Origin of the sequence: Paenibacillus sp. OAS669 (assembly GCF_014873645.1) — a bacterium.
Taxonomy (GTDB): domain Bacteria; phylum Bacillota; class Bacilli; order Paenibacillales; family NBRC-103111; genus Paenibacillus_S; species Paenibacillus_S vulneris.
Genome location: NZ_JADBDR010000002.1, coordinates 120,751 through 143,366 on the forward strand (window position 1 = coordinate 120,751; position 22,616 = coordinate 143,366).

General features: G+C 48.8%; 21 protein-coding genes. 20 read left to right on the top strand and 1 reads right to left on the bottom strand.

Annotation, left to right across the window (positions count from 1 at the left end):
- Window positions 1–158: 158 nt before the first annotated feature.
- Both metH and rnz read left to right on the top strand, forming a co-directional pair.
- Entirely contained in the window at window positions 159–3,602 is a 3,444-nt protein-coding gene (gene metH, locus GGC63_RS05975; protein ID WP_192701528.1) for a methionine synthase, read from the top strand.
- Between the two features lie 81 nt (window positions 3,603–3,683).
- Window positions 3,684–4,649, top strand: coding sequence for a ribonuclease Z (gene rnz, locus GGC63_RS05980; protein ID WP_192701529.1), 966 nt, complete (start codon window positions 3,684–3,686; stop codon window positions 4,647–4,649).
- 281 nt (window positions 4,650–4,930) lie between these two features.
- On the opposite strand, the gene tlp is transcribed toward rnz, so the two are convergent.
- Window positions 4,931–5,158: a small acid-soluble spore protein Tlp gene (gene tlp, locus GGC63_RS05985; RefSeq protein ID WP_192701530.1), complete on the bottom strand. Its 228-nt coding sequence runs from the start codon at window positions 5,156–5,158 to the stop codon at window positions 4,931–4,933.
- A gap of 118 nt (window positions 5,159–5,276) precedes the next feature.
- Between tlp and GGC63_RS05990 the strand changes: the two genes are divergently transcribed.
- The 18 genes from GGC63_RS05990 (at window position 5,277) to GGC63_RS06075 (ending at window position 22,609) form a co-directional block, all read left to right on the top strand.
- Window positions 5,277–5,633 (top strand): CidA/LrgA family protein, encoded by a 357-nt coding sequence (locus GGC63_RS05990; RefSeq protein ID WP_079909097.1) that lies wholly within the window; start codon window positions 5,277–5,279, stop codon window positions 5,631–5,633.
- Window positions 5,620–6,312 (top strand): LrgB family protein, encoded by a 693-nt coding sequence (locus tag GGC63_RS05995; RefSeq protein WP_079909098.1) that lies wholly within the window; start codon window positions 5,620–5,622, stop codon window positions 6,310–6,312. Before GGC63_RS05990 ends, GGC63_RS05995 begins: the two co-directional genes overlap by 14 nt.
- 154 nt (window positions 6,313–6,466) lie before the next feature.
- Complete coding sequence (locus GGC63_RS06000; RefSeq protein WP_079909099.1) at window positions 6,467–7,255, top strand: GNAT family N-acetyltransferase; 789 nt, start codon at window positions 6,467–6,469, stop codon at window positions 7,253–7,255.
- Between the two features lie 45 nt (window positions 7,256–7,300).
- Window positions 7,301–8,275 carry a lysophospholipid acyltransferase family protein gene (locus tag GGC63_RS06005; protein ID WP_192701531.1) on the top strand — a complete coding sequence of 325 codons (975 nt, stop codon included), beginning with the start codon at window positions 7,301–7,303 and terminating at the stop codon, window positions 8,273–8,275.
- Window positions 8,276–8,374: 99 nt separating this feature from the next.
- Window positions 8,375–9,343: a metal-dependent hydrolase gene (locus tag GGC63_RS06010; RefSeq protein WP_192701532.1), complete on the top strand. Its 969-nt coding sequence runs from the start codon at window positions 8,375–8,377 to the stop codon at window positions 9,341–9,343.
- Window positions 9,344–9,536: 193 nt separating this feature from the next.
- Window positions 9,537–9,773: a hypothetical protein gene (locus GGC63_RS06015; protein ID WP_225947991.1), complete on the top strand. Its 237-nt coding sequence runs from the start codon at window positions 9,537–9,539 to the stop codon at window positions 9,771–9,773.
- Window positions 9,774–10,304: 531 nt separating this feature from the next.
- Window positions 10,305–11,627, top strand: a complete 1,323-nt coding sequence (locus GGC63_RS06020; RefSeq protein ID WP_192701533.1) for an ABC transporter substrate-binding protein — start codon at window positions 10,305–10,307, stop codon at window positions 11,625–11,627.
- Between the two features lie 121 nt (window positions 11,628–11,748).
- Entirely contained in the window at window positions 11,749–13,995 is a 2,247-nt protein-coding gene (locus GGC63_RS06025; RefSeq protein ID WP_192701824.1) for a DEAD/DEAH box helicase, read from the top strand.
- Between the two features lie 103 nt (window positions 13,996–14,098).
- The gene (locus tag GGC63_RS06030) at window positions 14,099–15,541 is read left to right on the top strand and encodes a ribonuclease H-like domain-containing protein (RefSeq protein WP_192701534.1); all 1,443 of its coding nucleotides are present in this window, start codon (window positions 14,099–14,101) and stop codon (window positions 15,539–15,541) included.
- A 127-nt stretch (window positions 15,542–15,668) separates the two neighbouring features.
- Window positions 15,669–16,478 (top strand): Fpg/Nei family DNA glycosylase, encoded by an 810-nt coding sequence (locus GGC63_RS06035; RefSeq protein ID WP_192701535.1) that lies wholly within the window; start codon window positions 15,669–15,671, stop codon window positions 16,476–16,478.
- A 10-nt stretch (window positions 16,479–16,488) separates the two neighbouring features.
- Complete coding sequence (locus GGC63_RS06040; RefSeq protein ID WP_192701536.1) at window positions 16,489–17,328, top strand: deoxyribonuclease IV; 840 nt, start codon at window positions 16,489–16,491, stop codon at window positions 17,326–17,328.
- 125 nt (window positions 17,329–17,453) lie between these two features.
- Complete coding sequence (locus tag GGC63_RS06045; protein WP_225947993.1) at window positions 17,454–17,780, top strand: cyclic-phosphate processing receiver domain-containing protein; 327 nt, start codon at window positions 17,454–17,456, stop codon at window positions 17,778–17,780.
- A gap of 12 nt (window positions 17,781–17,792) precedes the next feature.
- On the top strand, window positions 17,793–18,563 hold the full coding sequence (locus GGC63_RS06050; RefSeq protein ID WP_179135897.1) for an ABC transporter ATP-binding protein: 771 nt from the start codon (window positions 17,793–17,795) through the stop codon (window positions 18,561–18,563).
- Window positions 18,563–19,597 (top strand): SAM-dependent methyltransferase, encoded by a 1,035-nt coding sequence (locus tag GGC63_RS06055; RefSeq protein ID WP_192701537.1) that lies wholly within the window; start codon window positions 18,563–18,565, stop codon window positions 19,595–19,597. The genes GGC63_RS06050 and GGC63_RS06055 overlap by 1 nt, the downstream gene beginning before the upstream one ends.
- Window positions 19,598–19,626: 29 nt before the next feature.
- The gene (locus tag GGC63_RS06060) at window positions 19,627–20,256 is read left to right on the top strand and encodes a class I SAM-dependent methyltransferase (protein ID WP_192701538.1); all 630 of its coding nucleotides are present in this window, start codon (window positions 19,627–19,629) and stop codon (window positions 20,254–20,256) included.
- A 30-nt stretch (window positions 20,257–20,286) separates the two neighbouring features.
- Window positions 20,287–21,477: an NlpC/P60 family protein gene (locus tag GGC63_RS35075; protein WP_192701539.1), complete on the top strand. Its 1,191-nt coding sequence runs from the start codon at window positions 20,287–20,289 to the stop codon at window positions 21,475–21,477.
- A gap of 122 nt (window positions 21,478–21,599) precedes the next feature.
- Window positions 21,600–22,340 (top strand): MBL fold metallo-hydrolase, encoded by a 741-nt coding sequence (locus GGC63_RS06070; protein WP_192701540.1) that lies wholly within the window; start codon window positions 21,600–21,602, stop codon window positions 22,338–22,340.
- Between the two features lie 11 nt (window positions 22,341–22,351).
- Complete coding sequence (locus GGC63_RS06075; RefSeq protein WP_079909111.1) at window positions 22,352–22,609, top strand: hypothetical protein; 258 nt, start codon at window positions 22,352–22,354, stop codon at window positions 22,607–22,609.
- Window positions 22,610–22,616 lie beyond the last annotated feature (7 nt).

A 22,616-nucleotide genomic window follows, 5' to 3' on the forward strand; every position in this document is an offset into this window, starting at 1 on the left:
ATATAGATGGACACCTGTTCGGAATACCTTTTCATTGACGAACGTTTCTGTTAAACTTAGGGTTACATTATTCGCCTTTTTGTGATATACATGATGGATATAGAATAGACATGCAAGGTAGAAGTTGTCGGAAGGACGCAGGTGAAAGGAAGAGAGCAATGAATAAAACATCCTTGAAAGAGCAGCTCCAAAAGAAAATTATGATTCTGGACGGCGCGATGGGCACGATGATTCAGCAGGAAAATCTGACCGAGGCTGATTTTGGCGGGGAGGACTTAGATGGCTGTAATGAGTACTTGGTCGTTACCCGTCCGGACGTCATTTCCAAAATTCATGAAGCTTATTTGGCCGCTGGTGCGGATATTATTGAAACCAATACTTTCGGTGCTACCAGCGTAGTACTGGCTGAATATAATTTGCAGGACCGTGCACGTGAGCTTAACCTGCGGGCCGCTGAGTTGGCAGTGGAGGCAGCACGGAAGTTCAGCACGCCGGAATGGCCGCGCTATGTTGCCGGAGCGCTTGGACCAACGACCAAGACCCTGTCGGTAACGGGCGGCGTTACTTTTGATGAGCTGGTAGACAGCTACTATGAGCAAGCCTTGGCATTAATCGAATCAGGCGTCGACGCCCTTTTGCTTGAGACATCCCAAGATACATTGAATGTAAAAGCAGGAAGTATCGGCGTTCGCAAAGCCATGGAGACGACGGGGATTGAATTGCCGATTATGATTTCCGGGACGATCGAGCCGATGGGGACTACGTTGGCCGGTCAGAATATCGAATCCTTCTATATTTCCCTGGAGCATCTGAAGCCGGTCTCTATCGGACTTAACTGTGCTACAGGACCTGAATTCATGAGAGACCATATTCGGACTCTGTCCGATTTGGCAACGACCGCTGTCAGCTGTTATCCGAATGCCGGCTTGCCGGATGAGAACGGGAAGTATCACGAATCTCCGGAATCGCTTGCGAAGAAGCTGGCCGGCTTTGCCGAGCAGGGATGGCTTAATATTGCAGGCGGATGCTGCGGTACTACGCCGGATCACATCCGTGCCATGGCTGAGCTTCTGTCCCAATATAAACCAAGAGAGAGTGCCAAAGGGCATCTCCCCGCTGTGTCCGGGATTGAGACCGTTTATCTTGAGGATGCAAACCGCCCTTACATGGTTGGAGAGCGCACGAACATTTCCGGATCCCGTATGTTTAAACGCCTCATGAAAGAAGGCAAATTCGAGGAAGGCGCGGAAATCGCGCGTGCACAGGTGAAGAATGGTGCGCAGGTCATCGACATTAACGTACAGGATACCGATATCGACGAAGCTTATACCATGGAAAACTTCTTGAAGGAAGTCGTCAAAAAGGTAAAGGTTCCTTTGATGATTGACTCGACATATGACCATATCATTGAATTGGGCTTGAAATATTCGCAGGGGAAAGCGATTATTAACTCCATTAACCTTGAGGATGGCGAAACCAAGTTCCAAAATATCGTTCCGCTCATTCATAAATATGGCGCTGCGGTTGTTATGATTCTTATTGATGAACGCGGTCAAGCCGTATCCCGTCAAGCTAAGATGGAAGTTGCGGATCGGGCTTACGAGCTTCTGACCAAAAAATACGGCTTGAACCCGTCCGATATCATCTTTGACCCGAACATGTTCCCTATCGGTTCCGGAGATCCTCAATATATCGGCTCCGCCGTGGAGACTATCGAAGGTATTCGGATGATCAAGGAAAAGTATCCTGAATGCAAAACGATTCTCGGGTTGAGTAATATTTCCTTTGGGCTGCCGCCAGCTGGCCGCGAGGTGTTGAACTCCGTCTATTTGTACCATTGTACAAAGGTCGGATTGGACTACGCCATTGTAAATACGCAGAACCTGGAACGCTATGCTTCGATTCCGGAGCATGAGAGAGAACTGGCGGAGCGGTTGATTTTTGATACGAATGACGAAACATTGGCTGAATTCGTTGCGCATTTCCGTGAGAAGAAAGTCGAGAAGAAGGAAAAGATCTCGAATCTGACGCTGGAAGAACGTCTTGGTTCTTACGTTGTGGAAGGAACCAAGGAAGGCTTAATTCAAGATTTGAATGAGGCAATGACGAAATATACACCTCTTGAAATCATTAACGGACCTTTGATGAAAGGGATGGAAGAGGTTGGCCGCCTGTTCAATAACAACGAGCTGATTGTTGCGGAAGTGCTTCAAAGCGCAGAAGTTATGAAAGCTTCGGTTGCCCACTTGGAACCGTTCATGGAGAAAACGGAAAGTGCCGTGAAAGGTAAAATTTTGCTGGCTACGGTAAAAGGCGATGTCCATGACATCGGGAAAAACCTTGTAGAGATTATTTTGTCCAATAATGGATACCAGATTATTAACTTGGGAATCAAAGTACCGCCGGAGCAGCTGATCGAAGCTTACCGTAAGGAAAGGCCGGATGCGATCGGTCTGTCTGGTCTGTTGGTAAAATCAGCGCAGCAAATGGTCATTACCGCGCAGGATTTGAAGAATGCAGGGATTGACGTACCGATTCTGGTCGGCGGCGCTGCATTAACCAGGAAGTTTACCAAAACCCGAATTGCTCCAGAATATGAAGGCATGGTCCTGTATGCGAAGGACGCGATGGATGGACTGGATATCGCCAATAAACTAAGCGATCCTAAGCAGAGAGAAGAATTGGTCCGAGAACTTAGAGAAAGCATGGAATCCGATGTGAAGGAAGCGGGTAAAAAGCCGGATGCCATGCCGGAACTAACCCGGGTCAGAACATCGAGCGTAGACCGTACCTTGCCCGTTCAAGTACCGCCGGATCTGGAGCGCCGCGTCTTGCGGGATTACCCGATCAGCCATATCATGCCTTACATCAATATGCAGATGCTGTTGGGGCATCATCTGGGTCTGAAAGGCAAAGTTGATAAGCTGCTGGCAGAAAAAGATCCGAAAGCTATGCAGCTGAAGGAAACGGTAGATGGGATTTTAGCCGAGGCACAGAAAGAAAATATTATCCGTGCGCATGGGATGTATCAATTCTTCCCTGCTCAATCGTCCGGGAACGATATTTTGGTTTACGACCCTAACGATTTCACGAAGGTGCTGCAGAAGTTCAGCTTCCCGCGGCAGGAGACGGAGCCGTATCTCTGCCTGGCGGATTATTTGAAATCTACGGACAGCGGAGAAATGGATTACATCGGTTTCCTCGTGGTTACAGCGGGTCATGGCATTAACGAAAAAGCCGCTGAATGGCGTGAGAAGGGAGATTATTTGCGCTCCCACGCTCTGCAATCGACCGCGCTGGAAATAGCGGAAGCCTTGGCGGAACGGGTACATGAAATGATAAGAGACACCTGGGGCTTCCCGGATCCGGCTGAGATGACGATGCAGGAGCGATTCGGCGCCAAGTACCGCGGACAACGCTTCTCCTTTGGCTATCCGGCGTGTCCGAACCTGGACGACCAGCAGCAGTTGTTTGCGCTTTTGAAGCCGGAGGACATTGGAGTCCATTTAACCGAGGGCAGTATGATGGAGCCGGAAGCTTCGGTTTCGGCGATTGTTTTTGCACATCCTCAGGCCCGTTATTTTAATGTAGAGAAAGTTTAGGCATGATAAATGGAGTGGGGTTCGCTAAAGTGGACTCCGCTCTTTCCCTATAATCCAACATAATGAAACGGGGCAGCTTACGTGGAAATTTATTTTTTGGGCACAGGGGCCGGAATGCCTTCCAAAGAAAGAAATGTGACTTCCATCATCCTGAATTTGCTTGCGGAACGCAATGCTTACTGGATGTTTGATTGCGGTGAAGGTACACAGCATCAGGTGCTTCATTCCCCGGTCCGGATCGGAAAGGTAGAGAAGCTGTTTATCACTCATTTGCACGGAGACCATTTATACGGATTGCCGGGGTTATTGACGAGCCGATCATACCAAGGGGGAGATTCGGGCACCCCATTCACTATTTACGGTCCGAAGGGAACGGAAGCATTTGTACGAACGGCCCTGGACGTTAGCCAAGCGCATTTGGGCTATGAGCTGGAGATTAAGGAATTCACCGTATCTGAGGAGACCGTGCTGTTTGAAGACGAGCAGTTCATCGTCAGTGCTGGGCCCCTCGTACATAGAATTGACAGCTATGGCTACCGTATCGTTGAGAAATTACAGAAAGGCCGGCTGCTGGTTGAGAAATTAAAGGAGCTGGGCCTTACGTCCGGTCCATTGTTTGGGCAAATCAAGAAAGGCATGGATGTCGTGCTTGAAGACGGTAAGCAGTTGAAGGCAGCGGATTTCATCGGCCCTTCTTATCCCGGACGGGTCGTAACTATTCTGGGAGATACACAGCCCTGCGAGTACTCCTTGAAGCTGGCCAGAGGAGCGGATGTCCTGGTGCATGAGGCAACCTTTGCGGAGCAGAAGAAGGACCTGGCCGTTGCTTATGATCATTCCACTGCCATGGACGCGGCAAGAACGGCAAAAGAAGCAGGGGCGGGCATGCTCATATTAACCCACATCAGCTCACGGTATCAAAAGGATGAGGCTGAGGTGCTTACAGAGGAAGCGCGCCAGATCCATCCCAATACGCATTTGGCGAGAGACCACGCATCCTATGAAGTGTTGCGCAAAAACAAAAGAGAGCCCGAGAATGAACCCTAAAGATGGAAATGCCCCATCAAGGATGGGGCACAGGATGTTGAAAAAACCATTCTGCGTGGAACTATGTTAGATATGTAGATGGGGTATGCCACGGAGGAGTTTACGTCCGCCTTTGAAACCCGTGAAAATACCGCTAACTATAATCCCTTTTCACGGGTTTCAATATCGGCTGGAGGGGTATATCCCATCGGAGTATATTGGCAGTAGGTTCAAGCCCTATAGGTTTTTCAACAGAATGGCCCCATCGAAGATGGGGCTATTTGTGAATCCGGCATATTGAGTTATTGCGACTCTTGATGAGCGGTTTCGTCTCTCATTTCTTCGCGGAATGCGTCGAGACTTTGTTCTCTGCGCTCATTTTTAGCTTGCAGGGTTTCTTTCTCTTGAGGACTGATTTCCTCGGCATGTTCCGCTAAATATTCTTCGGTTTGCTCCATATTTTCAATAGTGTTGTTGATGCTTTTTTGCAAATGTGCCGCATTGTCAGCACGATTATCAGGTTTTGCCATGAGTACATTCAGCTCCCTTATCATATTCATATGGGTATACGGGATTGCATACCAAAAATACGATTCCACGTTAGGGCAAAAATTATTCATCATGCTTCGGATACGAAAGGAGACAGCTATGCTAGGGATTACCATTCTGGTCGGATTTTATTTCCTGGGGTATGTTTTGCATGGGGCCGCGCATATTCCTCTGCCAGCTAATGTGATTGGACTTATTCTATTCACACTGTGCCTGTTTCTTAAGGTCGTTAAATTGGAGTGGGTAGAGGATGCCGGTCAATTTTTAATCAAGCATATGCTGCTGTTCTTCGTTCCTTTTGTGGTGGGGACGATGGTCTTTTTTCAATACATAGGGATTTATGCGGTTCAACTGTTGGTCAGTTTATTCGCGAGCACAGCGGGAGTACTTCTCGTAACGGGATGGACCGTTAAATGGATGAACCGTAAGGGGGAGAAGCAGCATGAGTCTCGATGAATTTGCCTGGCAGCCTTTGTTCGGGATAGCGCTGTCTTTGATCTGTTATACCGTTTCGTTATGCTTGAACCGCAGGTATGCATGGCTTCATCCTCTATTTTTGAGCTCGGGCTTGATTATTGCTTTTTTATTGGTAACGCAAATTCCTTATGAAGCCTATCAGAAGGGGGGCGACATGCTGGTCTTTTTCCTGGGTCCGGCGACAGTAGCACTCGGCATCCCGCTGTACAAAAATGCGCTGCGCATCCGCGAGCATCTTCGGGCGATTATGGGAGGCATCACCGCAGGAGCGATCAGTGCACTTGTTCTGGCAGCCGGATTCGTTTGGAGCCTTGGCGGCTCAAAGGAGCTTATGGTGACCATGATGCCCAAATCGGTAACCTCCCCGATTGCATTGGAAATATCAAGGCAAGCCGGGGGAATCCCGGAGCTTACGGCGGTTCTGACTGTCTTGACCGGATTAATAGGAAGTATGTTCGGTCCATACCTGTTAAGGAAATGTGGGGTCCGTGATGATATTTCTCTAGGAACCGCTATGGGCACGGCTGCTCACGGGATTGGTACGGCGAGGATTATCAGAGACTCGGAGCTTCAGGGCAGCATCAGCGGTTTTGCTATGGGGATTGCCGCTATTATTACGTCCATCCTTTTTATTCCGCTATATTCCTGGCTTCGTTAAAGGTAAACAGAGTGCTTTCCAGCGCTCTGTTTTTTTGTTTGGAGAAAGGCGCCATTCTTACAAAACATTAACAACACGCAAACGCCCGTTTAATAATCGTTTGTTACGCTTACTACGTAGTCCATTCCACTTTCCTGAGAAAGGCGTGTTGTCCATGGTACAAACGGCTGCTCAAATCAGCCCTCAGTCTTCAAACTTGTCCGTCAAGCTGGCTACCCATTCTGATGAATTGGAGCAGGCTCTGCGTTTAAGGTATCAAGTTTTTGTTGAAGAGGAAAAGAACATGCGGTTGTTGAACGACACCGGCTTGGAACAGGATGAATACGACACGTATTGCGATCATTTGATTGTTAAAGATATGGATTTGGATCAGGTTGTCGGAACGTACCGGCTGCTTCCGGGAGAACGCGCACTGACCGCCAATGGCTTTTACTCGGAAACAGAATTCGATTTGTCCTTATTTCAGGAGCATAAGGCCCGCTCATTGGAGCTTGGGCGCAGCTGCATTGATCCGGCTTACCGCGGCGGCAAAGCGATCCAAATGCTGTGGGAGGGCATCGCACGATATATTGCAGACCGTGATATTCAATATTTAATCGGGTGCGCCAGCGTTCACCTGCATTCCTTGGAGGAGCTTAACTTGATCTACAGCATGCTAAGAAATAAACAAGTGATCACAGACCGATTCGGCATCCGGCCCTTGCCAACACACCGGATTCAGGGCCTGGAATGCTCGGAATATGAACTGACCGACAAGGAATTGTTTCGCAGGCTGCCGCCTTTGATGAAGGGATATCAGTGGCTGGGTGCGGAAATCGGCGGGGATCCGGCGTATGATGAGCTGTTTGACACAGTCGATTTTTTCATAGTGCTGGAAAAAGACCGCGTGACTCGCAAGTACCGGAAGCATTTCTCGCTGGACGGAAATACATCGGGGGAGTAAGCGCCCACAACACCTTCATTCAGGGAACGATTTGGAGGGAGATCATTGTACGAGTGGATCGGAATCATAACGAAACATCGCCGATTGTGGGCAAAAGTAGCTTGGGGATGCTCTTTGTTCCCGAACACTATACTGCTGCTTTTGTGCAAATGTCTTGGAGACGTATGGTATGCGCTATCCCGTAAGGGTCTTGCAGTCCGGGTGCAAAGCAATATGCAAGATTTGCTGAACGAACGTTCCGGAAAGAGATTGCGGGGGTACTGCAGGTCTTATTTTCATAATCTTGTCATCACGATGTTTGAGCTTTGGATAGAGTCGTACCGATTGGAAAAAATGGCGGGTCAACGATTTCAGGCGGAAGGGGAAGAGCATCTGGAAGAAGCCTTATTATTAGGCCGTGGAGCTATTGTGTATACGCCTCATGTAGGCAACTTCTTTTATTACTATTGGTATCTATGCCAAAAGTACCCTTGTCTTACTATCGTCACGAGCGGCAGCGAGGAGCTTCAGCCGATGTACCATCGTTTCCGCGATATGGGGTGTGCCGGACTCGATTATGACGCTACCCCGCCGTTAGAGCTGATTCGCAAGCTTCGCCATCATTTGGCTGCTAATGGGGTCGTGTTCCTATTGGGCGATTTTTACCGGCCGACCTTCCCGCTATCGCGCTTTTTTGGCAAAAGCACAAGAACCCCCGAAGGGGCCGCGTCGCTCGGGATCGATTATCAGGTGCCTATCATTCCGTTTCATGGTAGACGAATCCGCCGATTTGTTCATAAGCTGACCTTTGAACAGCCGCTCCATCTGTATGCCAGTTATCAGCGAACGCAAAGAGCGGAGGCAACGAAGGTGCTGAATCGCTATATGGAACGGGTCATCCGCGAGGCTCCGGAGCATTGGTTTTACTGGTTCAACGCCGAGGAACGGTGGGAAGAGGGAAGTCATCATGCAGCGGAGCACAACTCCCTATCTATGGATACTTCTGATGAGAAGAATAGCCACACATCCTATTCTGCTTGAGGCCGGCAAGTACCATGAGCCAAGAGCCATCATGCTTCGCCGATAGGCAATAATCAAAGAAAGAAGGTTGAGCTTCAGGCATTCCTGCAGGAGGTGCGCATGGACACAGCGAGTCATCTATTGTTCGGGGCAACGTTAGGAGGGCTGGCGCTCCTGGATCCTGTCGTTGTACAGCAGCCTGTTCTTGCTCATGCTATTATGACGGTCACGCTAATAGGGTCGCATGCCCCGGATTTCGATTCGATTGCAAGGCTTAAAAGCTATACGGCCTACATTCGAACGCATCGCGGCATTACGCATTCCCTGCCCGCTCTTTTTATTTGGCCTCTGCTTTTGTCTGTACCTATAGCAAGCTATTTTCATGTCTGGACTTATGTTCCTTTACTATTTAGTTGGGCGATGGCAGCCGTAGTATTTCACGTTCTTTTAGATTGGTTCAATGTATATGGGGTCCAGTGCTTCCGGCCGTTGTCGAATAAATGGAAACATTTGGATGTCCTATCCTTGTTTGAGCCCTTTCTCTTTGTGATCCATAGTGCGGGGGTGATCATGTGGTCCATCACTGGAACGACAGGCGAAACGGGATGGCTATTTCTCGGGATATATATCATCACTTTCATGTATATCTTGATGCGGGCTTATCAGCATGGCAGGGCCGTCCGGCAAGCCGAACAGATTCTGGGGGAAAGAGGGGCTTGTCAGGTTCTTCCTACCTGGAGATGGAGCCGGTGGCAAATCGTTACGGAAACGGAGAAGCATTTTTTCACGGGAGTATTGGAGCGAGGGGTTCTTGACATTCATGACATTTATGAGAAAAGACCCTCGGACACTATCGTGCAAGCAACACTTGCGGCTGACGGGGTTCAAGCGTTTCTATATTTTGCTCAAAGGGTTCTTGTCCGCTGCAAAGAGGAAAACGACGGCTATCTCGTCGAATGGCGGGATGTCCGGTTCTGGTACAATCACAAGCTTCCGTTTGGAGTCGACGTGCAGCTGGACCGCAACCTTAATGTGGTGAACCACACCCTGGGCTGGAGGAAAAGGGTATGGGATCCGCCATACGTGTGAGAAGGCCTGAGAAGGCCTTTTTTCGCGGCTAAGCATGTTGGTAATTGATAGTGTGAGATCTGCATTTCCCGGGTCATGATAGAGAGGCGGCTCGCGGCAAAATGGTATAGAGCTTGAAGAGCATGGATTCGAATTCTTCTGCTAAAAATGGAATGAAGATCCTCTTATTGGGGAACAATAGAGGAAGTGAAAAATGATAGTCGAGAGGGTGGACGCTATGGATTTTACAAGTCACGATATAGCCATTATCGAACAAGCGTTGCAACGGGCGATTAGCTCGGAACCAAAAGGCTCGAAGGTCAATCACTACCGGGAAGTGTTAAGCAAGCTGCAAAACAAGGCGGAAGCCGCCATGAGCATGCCAGGCAAGCAAACGATGGAGCATGACGGTTTGAGGTATGACTACGACGATTCGTCGGATCTACTCTAAAACTTTTCCCGGGAAAGCGCAGGAAACGACATAATATTCAGAAAATTTAAACTTTACTTACACCATACTTCGACTGCTTTCCGGGAGTTACGGCTTCAAATAACATCAAATTGGTACGGTATAACGATGATCTGTCGAAATCATGAACCCTGACGGTACTTACTGTGAGGGTTATTTTATTGGAACACAGAACCAGGATTCAGTCCTTGAAGCATTTGCGGGAAAAAGAATCGTCCAAGAAATCAACGGGAGAAAAGCCTTGACAATTAATTAGCGAGGAACTATAGTTATTAAAAATAAGTTGAATAAGTACGGCGAAGGATTGAGTCTCGGAGAAAACCTTATCCGTAAACATGCCCATCATGGTTGGTGGCGTTGTTTACTATGATAAGGTTTTTTTATCTTTTGATACTGCCGGGAGGACTGGAAAGCGACTGTCGAACCGTAAGTTTAGCAACTAGTATCATCTTTGGTATAAGGCTTTGATAAAGAATGTAAGCGTAAACATCTATGCTCAAGGGGGAGAATTGTATGATCAAATCGCTGAAAAAAGTCACTTTGTTAAGTCTTATCGCTATGACGGCATTAACCGGCTGTACATCGGACAGCAAGCCTGCGGCGGAATCGAAGCCGGAGGAAGCCGAATTTAAAGTGTCGACAGAGCCCGTTACACTAAAGTTCTATGTCAATGTAACCCGGTTATCGCCGCCTGAGTACAACAAGTTCTTTGTAGAGCCGCTCCAAAAGAAGTATCCGCACATTACGCTGGAGAAGCTGGAAGGGGATCTGGAAAAGCTAATTCTTGCCGGTGAGACACCGGACCTTATTTTGTCCGATAATGACTGGCATATGCCGCTCGTTGCCTTGGATCTGCCGGCAGATTTAACGGATTTGGTCAAAAAATCCAAGCTGGACCTCGGCAAGTTTGTCCCGGAAACGGTTCAGGCTATCCGGAACCTGGACCCCAACGGGAAGGAGCTGCAGGGAATTCCTTTCAGCCGGAATACGGGAGTATTATTTTACAACAAAGATATTTTTGATAAGTTCGGTGTTCCTTATCCGAAGGACGGCATGCTCTGGAGTGATGTGCTGGAGCTGTCCCGCAAGTTAACGAGAAAGGATGAAGGGGTTCAATATATCGGCTTCGATCCGCGTTTTCCCGATCATATGATCAGCCCGTACTCGCAGCCGTTTGTTGACCCCAAAACGAATAAGGCGCTGATTGATATCCCTCTGTACCATAAGATTCTTGAAGTGTTCCGCGCGAATTATGAGCTGCCCGGCGTTGTCGACGGGAAATCGTATGCCTATGCGACCGGTACGTTTATCAAAGAGAAAAGGTTGGCCATGATGCCGGAGTGGGCTTCGAAAATCATCAGTGACCTTCTTCAAGCCGAGGAAGAGAGTCAGGCTCCGAATTGGGATATGGTGACGAATCCCACCTTCGAGGATCAAGTAGGCAAGGGACGTCATGCGCTGACGGATATGCTCGTTATTACGAAAGGCAGCAAGCATAAGGAGCAAGCGATGCAGGTCATCGACCTGCTTACTTCTTCGGAGATACAGATGCTGGTTAGCAAGTATTCGCGGATAACCGTTCTGAATGACCCGGAAATCATCAAAGCCTTTGGCACGGAGAACCCGTCGCTCAAAACGAAAAATACGGCGGCCATATTTAAATATCCGCCGGCTCTTACGCCGACACCGAATAAATACGACAAAGAAGTTCAAACGTTAATTCGTGATATGCGTCAACCCATTGCTCTTGAGAAAAAGGATATCAACACAGTGCTTAGAGAAACGCAGGAAGCGGCCGACAAAAAAATCGCTGACCTGATGAAGCAGCAAAAATAAGAGCCTATCCGAAACATTGACCCTGACGTTTATAAGGCCCCGAACTAGGGGCTTTTTTATTTTGCCTACGGGCGTTATAATAAGGGGAACAGTCGTTCTGATGAGGTGTGATGAAAGCATGATTCGAAAGAAGTCGCTGTCAGACTTAATTCAAGTATTCAAAGCTAGTGAAAATATAGTGAACTGGCATACATTTGAACCGCAAGAAGCAAAGACGAGACCTATTCCCGAAAGCGTAGATCCGAGATTAAAAGCGGCGCTGAGTAAGAGAGGCATTGGCCAATTATATACTCACCAATACACAGCCTATGAAACGATTCGTAGGGGCGAAAATATCGTAGCTGTAACCCCGACCGCTTCGGGAAAGACCTTATGCTACAACCTTCCGGTATTACAGGCAATTGCCGAAGACGATGGCAGCCGTGCCCTGTATTTGTTCCCGACGAAGGCTCTGGCGCAAGATCAGAAAAGCGAATTGAACGAGATTATTGATGAAATGGGAACCGACATAAAAAGCTTTACCTACGACGGCGACACTTCCCCGGCTGTCCGGCAAATTGTGAAGCAAGTCGGTCATATCGTCATTACGAACCCGGACATGCTGCATGCAGCAATTCTTCCGCACCATACCAAATGGGTAAGCTTGTTCAGCAACCTGAAATACATTGTCATAGATGAACTGCATACATACCGGGGCGTCTTCGGCAGCCATGTAGCGAATGTGATTCGCAGGCTAAAACGAATCTGCAAATTTTACGGCAGCAATCCCTTATTTATTTGCACGTCCGCGACCATCGCGAACCCGAAGGAATTAGCAGAGCAGCTGACGGGGAACCCTATGCGGCTTATTGACGATAACGGTGCTCCCAAGGGAAAAAGACATTTTGTATTTTATAACCCGCCAGTCACCAATAAAGCACTTAACCTTCGAAAAAGTGCAACGGTAGAGGTCAACCATTTGGCCAGGGAGTTTTTAGCGAATAAAATACAGACGATTGTTTTCGCCCGAAGCCGGGTGCGGGTGGAGATTATATTAAGCCATTTGCAGGAGCTGGTAAAAAACGAGATCAGCGCAAAATCCATAAGAGGATACCGGGGCGGTTATTTGCCTAAGCAGCGGAGGGAAATCGAGAAGGGATTAAGGAACGGGGAAATCCTCGGCGTGGTAAGCACCAACGCGTTAGAGCTGGGTGTAGACATTGGGCAGCTGCAGGTTTGCATTATGACGGGCTATCCCGGAAGCGTCGCAAGTACATGGCAGCAAGCAGGCCGTGCCGGAAGACGGCATGGGGAGTCGCTAGTCATCATGGTAGCGAGTAATACGCCAATTGATCAGTACATTGTGAAAAATCCGGAATATTTCTTCGACCGGTCCCCGGAATCTGCGAGGATTAACCCGGAAAATCTCATTATTTTGGTAGATCATCTGAGATGTGCGGCGTATGAGCTTCCATTTAAGAAAGGCGAAGAATTCGGGCCTTTAGAAATCGAAGAGCTTTTGGAATATCTGGTTGATGAAAGAGTGCTGCATTATTCGGGAGATACGTTTTACTGGGCGAATCAGTCGTTTCCCGCAAGTGAGGTAAGTCTGCGTTCGGCTGCACAGGAGAACGTCGTAATAGTGGACCAATCTGACACGGCGAACGTGAAAATCATCGGGGAAATGGATCGCTTTAGCGCCATGACTCTTTTGCATGATGAGGCTATTTATTTGCATGAAGGTGTACAGTATCAGGTCGAAAAGCTGGACTGGGACCATAAAAAGGCTTACGTAAGGGAAGTTGATGTGGAGTATTACACGGATGCAAACCTGGCAGTGCAGCTCAAAGTATTGGAGATCGACAGAACGGAGAACAGGGGAGCTGCGGCGGTTAACTTCGGTGATGTTGTCGTGAACGCCATGCCGACGATTTTTAAGAAAATCAAATTAACCACGTTCGAAAATATCGGGTACGGCCCCATTAACTTGCCCGAAGAAGAGCTGCATACCAGTGCTACTTGGATAGAATTGAACAAAGTAGATGAGAGCATAGGAACGAAAACGCTGGAGCAGCTGCTTTTGGGAATATCGAATGTGTTGAGACATATCGTTCCCATCCATGTCATGTGCGACCGAAGCGACATACACGTCATTTCACAGATTCGGGCCGCGCATACGCAGCTGCCTACGATTTTCATTTATGACCATTATCCGGGCGGAATCGGATTGGCCGAGGACGTTTATAAGCGGATAGACGAGATCAAAGGCGCCGCAAGAAACTTGATTCGAAAATGCCCTTGTACTGACGGCTGCCCTTCCTGCATCGGTACGGAAGTAGAAGGGATGAACGCAAAACATATGAGCATTCGGCTATTGGAGCAAATATGAAGCATCGAGGGTGTATGATATCTAACGGCCTTGTACATATGACGGCGGGATTAACAGGAAAACAGCTGTTGTTGAAACTGCTTGAACAACGGGAGGTGCAGCAATGAGCAGCTTGCGCGAACGTCTTCTAAGGCACAAGAAGCAGGAAGCGGGTACAGTGAAGCAGGCAGCCGTTCCAGATGAGGCTGCGGATTCGACCGCGAGTAGTGAGTGGGGTATCGTGGAGGCACGGATGGCTCATAATGAATGGGGATCGTTCGTACTGCGCCGCCGCGTGTATGAGAGCTCCTTCAAGCACGGGTGTTACGCCTTGGGGGATTTGGTCGGGCAATCGGATTCGCTAATGACCATCCTGTTAAAGGGCGACCTCGATGCTCAGGAGAGCAGCCTGCCGTATAACAAGCTGTTGTATTTGGATACGGAGACCACGGGACTTGGAATTGGGGCGGGGAACATTCCCTTCATGATCGGTATCGGATTCTATGAAGGCGATCAATTTGTCGTGGAGCAAATGTTCATTCGGAATCCCGCGGAAGAATTGGCCATGCTTCATCATCTGCAGGAGAAGCTCGTGGCCTACCCGTATCTGGTTTCATACAACGGCAAATCCTTCGATTGGCCGCTTATTAAGAACAGATATATTATGAACAGGATGCCTTCAGAGCCGGATATTGCGGGCCATTTGGATTTTCTCTACCCGTCGCGAAGTCTCTGGAAGCACACGCTTCCGTCCTGCCGGCTAGGGAAGGTAGAGGAGGAGCGGCTGCAGGTAATACGCCATGAGGATGTTCCCGGTTCACTGGCTCCAGCGTTATATTTTCAGTATTTATCAGAGAACGATGTTTCTATTGTAAAAGGGGTTTTCGTTCACAATGAGCTCGATATTTTATCGTTAGCCGGGCTCTCGGTACATTTTTCCCGGGTTATACAGGGCAAGATCGATTGGACCCTTATGGGTCTTGAGGAACAATACAGGTTAGGTTTATGGCTTCATAAGCTGGGTCTGGAATGGCGTGCGGAGCAGATCTTCGACCACTTAAGTGAACGGCTGTTCCAGGCGGATACGGAAGGGACACAGGATGATTATTTGCTGCCGCTCGCCCAGGTATTTAAGCAGCAGCACCGCTACGAAGCCGCTTGCCGGCTGTGGGCGGCGTATATTGATCGTAAAGGGCATCGCAGCCTGGCATCCCTGGAGCCGTACATTGAGTTATCTATGCACTATGAGCATAGGGAAAAGCACCTGCCGCGGGCTCTTATGTATGCGGAACAAGCCCTGGATAAAGCTTGGCAGCGTGATTCGTTAAGAAGGCCACAGCGTACAGTCAGTAGCCCGCGGCGGGGAAGCAGGGGGCTATCCACTGAAGAACGCAAGCAGCAGTCCGAAATAGCCGAACTGGAAAAACGAATTGCAAGACTTCGCAGCAAAGCGGTAAGGATGAAGGGCTCGGACGGAACTGGAGCTATATCCAACGCTGCCTCCGCCAAAAGGCGCGGAAAGGCCGCCGTCGGGAATCAGGAATGGACTATGGACAGCTTGATCTAAAAAACAAAGCTGGAAATCGGCAATAAACCTAAGAAAGAGCGGCAGTAAGAGCATAAATCGTCCTCTTAATGGAAATATTTGAAAGCAACTGCACTGACGGTTCCATTAAGAACATGGAGGTTATACGATGCCCGAGCTGCCGGAAATGGAAAATTACAGGCTGCTGTTAAATCAAAGATTAATTGGCAGGATCATTACGGATGTTCAAGTGGAACGAGAGAAATCTATCAATGTTCCCGTTCCCGTATTTCAACGCGCACTGATCGGAGCTTCGATCAGAGAGATCGAGCGCAGAGCGAAGCATTTGCTGTTCCACCTAAGCACTTCTAATGTGCTTGTTCTTCATCTAATGCTTGGAGGAATGATGTTTTACGGTACGGAAGAGGAGAAGCCGGACCGGACCGTGCAAGTGACGTTAAGCTTCGGTGCTATGCATCTGTACTTCATTGGCCTGCGATTAGGGTATTTACATTACCATTCATTGGAGGAGGCGGACCGGCTTCTCCAGAAGCTCGGACCGGAGCCTCTAAACGCCGAATTTACGCAGGAACGATTCGCTCAGCTGATGCGGAAGCAGAGAGGGACTTTAAAATCCGTACTGGTAGACCAAGGAGTTATAGCGGGTATCGGCAATTGTTATTCGGACGAAATTTGTTTTGAAGCGGGACTTCTCCCCTCCAGACGGAGCCAGCAGCTCTTGGATAACGAGATGGACCGATTATACCACTCCATGAGGGGAGTCCTTGCTGAAGCGACGCGCAACGGCGGTTATATGGAAATGCCGTTGTTTGCGGAGGACCGGTTGACCGGCGGGCATGATAAGCAGTGTAAAGTGTATGACCGGGAAGGAGAGCCTTGTGCTCGATGCGGCAGTCCTTTGGTGCGTCAGGATGTTTCCTCGAAAAAATCGTTTTGCTGCCTGCATTGTCAGCATTAGGGGGTACGGAATGAACATAGGATGCCATATCAGCATAAGAAACGGTTTTTTGGAAGCAGCCAAAACGGCCTTAAAGCTGGAGGCGACAGCTTATCAATATTTTCCGAAAAATCCGCGAAGCCTGACGGTGAAGCAATGGAACGCTAAGGATGCGGAAGCCTGTGCGCGTTTTTGCCGGGAGAACGGGATTTATTCCATCGCGCATTCCCCTTATCCGACGAATCTTGCTGTAGATGATCCGGGTCTGCATACGGCTACGGTGCAGTCGCTGCGCAACGATTTGCAAATAGCCGAAGCGTGCGGATCCGTTGGAGTCGTTGTCCATTTTGGCAAATATAAGGGAACGGACCCGTTACAAGGCTACAAAAATATTATACAATGTCTACATGATGTGCTTTTCGACTGGGAAGGACGAGCCAAGCTGCTAATCGAGAATCAGGCAGGCGACGGATCCTTGATGGGAACGACACTGGAGGAGCTTGTGCAAGTTCGCTCATTGAGCGCCTTTAAGGAGCATATCGGCTTTTGTTTTGATACGTGCCACGCATTTGCAAGCGGATTATGGCCTATAGGCCATGAGGGATGGAGTCAGCTGAAGGACCAGGCCGTCCGTTTGGGATATTTTGATCATTTGCTGGCTGTTCATCTAAATGATTCCGTGTATGAAGGCGGGCAGTTCAGGGACAGGCACGCTATGATCGGCAAAGGGTACATTGGAGAACAGCGGTTTCGTGAGTTTCTGCAAACGATAGACGGGTTTGACCTTCCGGCTATATTGGAAACGCCTGTTCTTCGAGGGCATACCCATGCCGGGGAGATTCGTCTGGTACGCCAGCTGGCCTCAAACTAGCACGGTTTCGCAAGAGAGTGGCTTCCCTTACTACATATTCTATTTGTCAATACATAGTTGTTGTTCTCGTCAAGGGATCTGTGCTTTCCTTTCTAAGGAGATGATCAATTATTATTAATGTATTTATGGATGATCTGAGGGCTTGTCCCGAAGGATTTGTACTGGCTCGTAACTCAGAGGAGTGCAGACTTCTTCTGGATGAGTGTGACATTAACGTGCTTTCGCTGGATTTTGATTTGGGGTGGGATCAGCCGACAGGAATGGATGTGGTTCTGTATATGATCTCGGCGAATCGTTATCCCCGGGAGATCTATCTTCACAGCTCCAGCATCGTGGGCAGAAAACAGATGTACGAGCTGTTATACCAGAACAAGCCGGAAAACGTAAAATTGGCTAGCGGTCCCGTACCGTACGAAATGCTGCTCCACATCGCTAAAACTAGACAAGAATAGGTTGTGATTGTTATGCAAATCATTTCTTTGGAAAACATTCATTTTATCCGTGAAGAACGGGCGATATTATCTGAAGTCGGTATTCAGATTGAACAAGGACAGCACTGGGTCATTCTTGGGAAAAACGGATCAGGCAAGACGACCATCCTGGAGCTGATCAACGGATATCAGTTCCCGAGCAGCGGGCAGGTTCGCGTGTTGGATCATATTTACGGCCAATGCGACGTTCGTGAGGTGCGCAAGCAAATCGGCTATATCAGCCAATCATTGTACGAAAAGCTGAATCCCGGCGATCCGGTCTGGGAAGTTATCGCTACCGGTGAATACGGGTTTTTGCGTTTTTATGAAGAGATTCCTGCGGAAGTACGCGGGAAAGCGTTGGAAATGCTGGAGGAGGTAGGCTTGAGGCATCTTGCGGATCAGCCCCTGGGCACTCTATCCCAAGGCGAGCGGAAGAAGATAATGCTGGCCCGCGCCTTAATGACCAGTCCTAAGATTCTTATTATGGACGAGCCTTGCTCCGGACTCGACTTGTACGAACGGGAGCGGCTGCTGGAGACCATTAACCGTCTCGGCAAGCAGCAAATTACAGTAGTATACGTGACGCATCATATCGAAGAAATTATGCCTATGTTTTCTCATGTAGCTTTGATTGATCAAGGGAAAATAATCGCGTCGGGTCCGAAGGAGGAGGTTCTTAACGAGGAGAATCTTCTAAAGACCTTCCAGGTTCCCGTAGCGATGGAATGGTTTCAAGGACGTCCTTGGATTAAGGTGCTATAATGACAGAACAAACCCATTCAAGAAGTATGTTTATAGGAACGTCAAATCATGGCTTCGGCCAGCACGCGCAAGAAGAAATCAGACGATTATTTGAAACGCAAGTCCAGTTTCGTCATATTATACCTGCTGAGGTCTTTACATTTACGATTCAGGAAGACAAAGCGTCCGTCATCGAGAAACTGATCCATCATGAGCCTATGTTTTTGAGACATATGCAGCCGGTTGATGCCGAGCTGGAATGGGACGGCTCGATGGAGGCGCTGCTTCAACCTATAGCTGGATCTCTTAAGCTGGAGGAAGACTTAAAAACGGCCGTACAAGTGCGGAAAACAGAGCAGGTGAGCTCGGAGATATCCCTCGGGGATTATAAGCGGGCTATAGACGAGGTTTTGGAGAAGGAATATTCCATTATTCCGGTTGTTAAAGACGCGGATGTGATCGTATCGGTCTTTTTGACTGCGGACAAAGCCTACTTGGGTGTGTCCAAGCCCGAGCATAACCTGAGCGATTGGTCCGGAGGAGCAATCCGCTTCCGAAAGGAAGAAGGTCAAGTGTCCAGAGCCAAGTTCAAGCTGCTGGAGGCAGAAAGAGCATTCGGCCTTGAATTTGGGCAGTACCGGTCAGCGCTGGATATCGGAGCGGCACCCGGAGGATGGACCTCATTGCTGCTGGAACGAGGGATGAAGGTGACGGCTGTCGACCCTGCGAAGCTCGACCCGAGCTTACTGCGCAATCCCAAGCTTACTTTTCTTCAGAAAAATGCAGCCGACGTGACCTTCCAGCCGCAATCGTTTGATCTTCTCGTATGCGACATGAGCTGGAGTCCGCGTCAAATGGCCAAATTGGTCAAGGGGTTGCTGTATGCTCTTCAAACAGGCGGCACGGCTATCATTACGGTTAAGTTGATGCATAAGAAGCCGTTCCAAACCGTTCGCGAGATGGTGGAGGATCTTTCTCCCGAGCTGGCTCTTCAAAAAGGGAAGCAGCTATTCCATAATAGGGAAGAATTGACGGTATTCTTTATTAAAGCTTAGTTTTTCGGAGAAAGGGGAGGGTAGCTCTAATGCAGGCGGGGCAACCGTATTGGGATCATATTTTTGCAGAACCGCAAGACAGCAAGCCGGACTATGATGATTGGCTCCTAAAGCATAAAGGATTGTTAGAGGCTTCCCACGAGATCCCAATACTCGACTTAGGCTGTGGAGCCGGCGGCGATACATTATGTTTAACCGAGCTTGGCTATCGGGTTATTGCCTGCGATTTCTCCGAAGTGGCATTGAGCCGCGTCAAAATGCATATTCCTTCTGCAGAGGTCTGTAAAGTGAATTTGGCGGAGCCTCTGCCCTTCGAGAAGAATAGCGCTCAAGTTATAGTTGCTGATTTGAGTCTTCACTATTTTTCTTGGGAAAAGACAGAAGCCATTTTTAACGAGCTTCAGCGAGTACTTGTCCCGGGCGGTCACTTGCTCTGCAGAGTCAATTCTATTCAGGATGTACATTTCGGCGCAGGCGAAGGCAACGAAATAGAACCTCGCTTTTACGAGCAGAATGGCCAATTCAAGCGTTTTTTTAACCGGGATGATCTGATTCGTTTGCTGAGCAATTGGCAGCTGGAATTTATACAGGAAGCTACTATGAATCGTTACCATAAACCTAAGAAGTTATGGGAATTTGCTGCCGCTAAGCCAAAATAGAATAGCTGGATGTATGGGGGGGAATTAGCAGTGAGAAGGCTCCTTGTTCCAGTCGGCTTGTTTCTCGTCATTGCTGCTTTGGGATTGCTTTTTCTGCCGCGGGACACGTACAATCCGCAGCGTGTGACCCAACGCGGTTCATCCATGATGCAGATGGAGAATCAAGTCAATGCGCAGGCTGCTGCGTTGATAACGACTCACTGGGAAGGGAATGCCTACGCCATACCGGACGATCCGGAGCTTGAGACAGATTCAAAGGCGCCGCCCTTATGTGAAGGTAGTTCATTAAGTACGCCCCGGCAGGTCGTTGACGTGCCTGTTGCCACCCTGTGGAGTCAACCGAACCAGGCTAGAGCCATGGATCACCCTGCGCTACAAAACCCGGCCCCAATAAAGTCCTGGCTCCGAACGATGAGCATTCCCGATAAGCTGTGGCTCGTGGGGAAGCTTGAAACCCAAGTGCTTTTAGGTACGGAGGTGGCAGTGCTTGGGGAGCAGGGGGATTGGGTGCAGGTGACGGTACCGGATCAAGCTACACCTAAAAATGAGAATGGATATCCCGGGTGGGTTCCCAAGGTACAAATTGCAGAACGGACTATTGCCTATGATGCTTGCCCCGTGGCTGTTGTATCCAAGCCGACCGCATGGCTCTATGAAGATGCTGTAAGTGACCGGCCTACAGAGGAAATCAGCTTTAACACGAAGCTGCCGGTTCTTACGGCAGAGGGCTCCAGGGTTGGTGCAGTAGTTAGAGAAGGAGAAATTCGGTGGGTCGAAAAGGCGGATGTCAAGATCATGGAGCCATCTATGCCGGCTGATCAATTAACCCTGCAAGTCACAGGGGGAGAACTGGTGAACACCGCTAAAGGCTTCCTGGATCTCCCGTATCTTTGGTCTGGAACGTCAGGCTTCGGCTTCGATTGTTCCGGGTTTACTTATGCCATACATCGGTTTCACGGGATTGACATCCCGAGGGATGCCAAGGATCAAGCTAGACAAGGAACGGCCGTGGCTTTGGCTGATGTAGAGCCTGGTGATTTGTTGTTCTATGCTTATGATAAAGGAAAAGGCAAGGTTCACCATGTGGCTATGTATATCGGTGACGGCAAGATGATTCATTCCCCGAGAACGGAACGAAGCATTGAAATCATTTCTATTCATACACCGTCCTATGCTCAAGAATTTGCCGGAGCCCGCCGTTACACGGCAATATCTATTTAAGCCATTATTGATTCTTACTTTATGACTTACCGCATGAAGCACCACTTCCCAAGACTTGGTCTTGTCAGTGAGTGCTTTTTCCATAGCTTGCTATCAAAAGTGAAATTGTGGGGGGATTGGCTATGCGTTTGACTGTATTGGGGCCATGGGGAGCGTATCCTGCTGCCGGAGAGGCAAGTGCAGGGTATTTAGTGGAGCATCAGGGACATCAGCTTCTGCTCGATTGCGGCAGCGGAGTCCTGTCTGTTGTCCAAAAGCATACGCGTCTGCAGGATTTATCCGCTGCCATCATCAGCCATCGGCATCATGATCATATTGCAGATTTAGGATGTTTGCAGTATGCTTGTCTGATTGATTCGGATCTACGTCGCAGGGAGGTACCCTTACCCATTTACATTGCAAGTGATGGTTTGAGCACGAATGAGCCCTACCGATCTATGAAAGGTTCCGAAATCCGGTCAGTATCGGAGCATGACGTGCTGCATCTTCATGGGATGGAGTGCTCCTTTTTCAAAACATTTCACGAGGTTTATTGTTTAGGTATTAAAATAAAAGCCGGCGGCAAAACGATTGTCTACACTGCGGATAGCTGCTTTGACGAATCCTTGATCAGCTTCTGTCAGGGGGCCGATTTGCTTATAGCCGAAACTTCATTCTATGCGGAATTTCAAAATGCCAGGCAGTATGGTCATATGAATACAACGGAAGTAGGCTACTTAGCCAAAATGGCCCGGCCGGGTAAAGTCATACTGACTCATCTTCCGCATTTTGGAAATAGAGAGCAGCTTGTAGATGAAGTATCGCAGCAGTATGACGGAGAAATTTTCTTAGCCAAGTGCGGCTTGAATTTCGAGATTGTGTAAGGAGGACCATTATGAGTGAAGAGCATCAACATCAATATGATGAGCTGCGTGCAGCCATGTATCGCTTGTTCAAGGATGCGGGATATGAAAATATAGATTTATTACGCTGTATCGATGCGCTGGAACGGGAGCAGGAATACCAACAAAAGCTGCAGCTGCTGACCCAAGAGAACCTTCGATTGAAGGAGCAGGTAAAAAGATGGAGGACCGCATCGGTCCTGAAGGAAGGCAGTATGTCCAGCAGGCTGAGGGATGCACTAAGAGAGTAGACTAGAG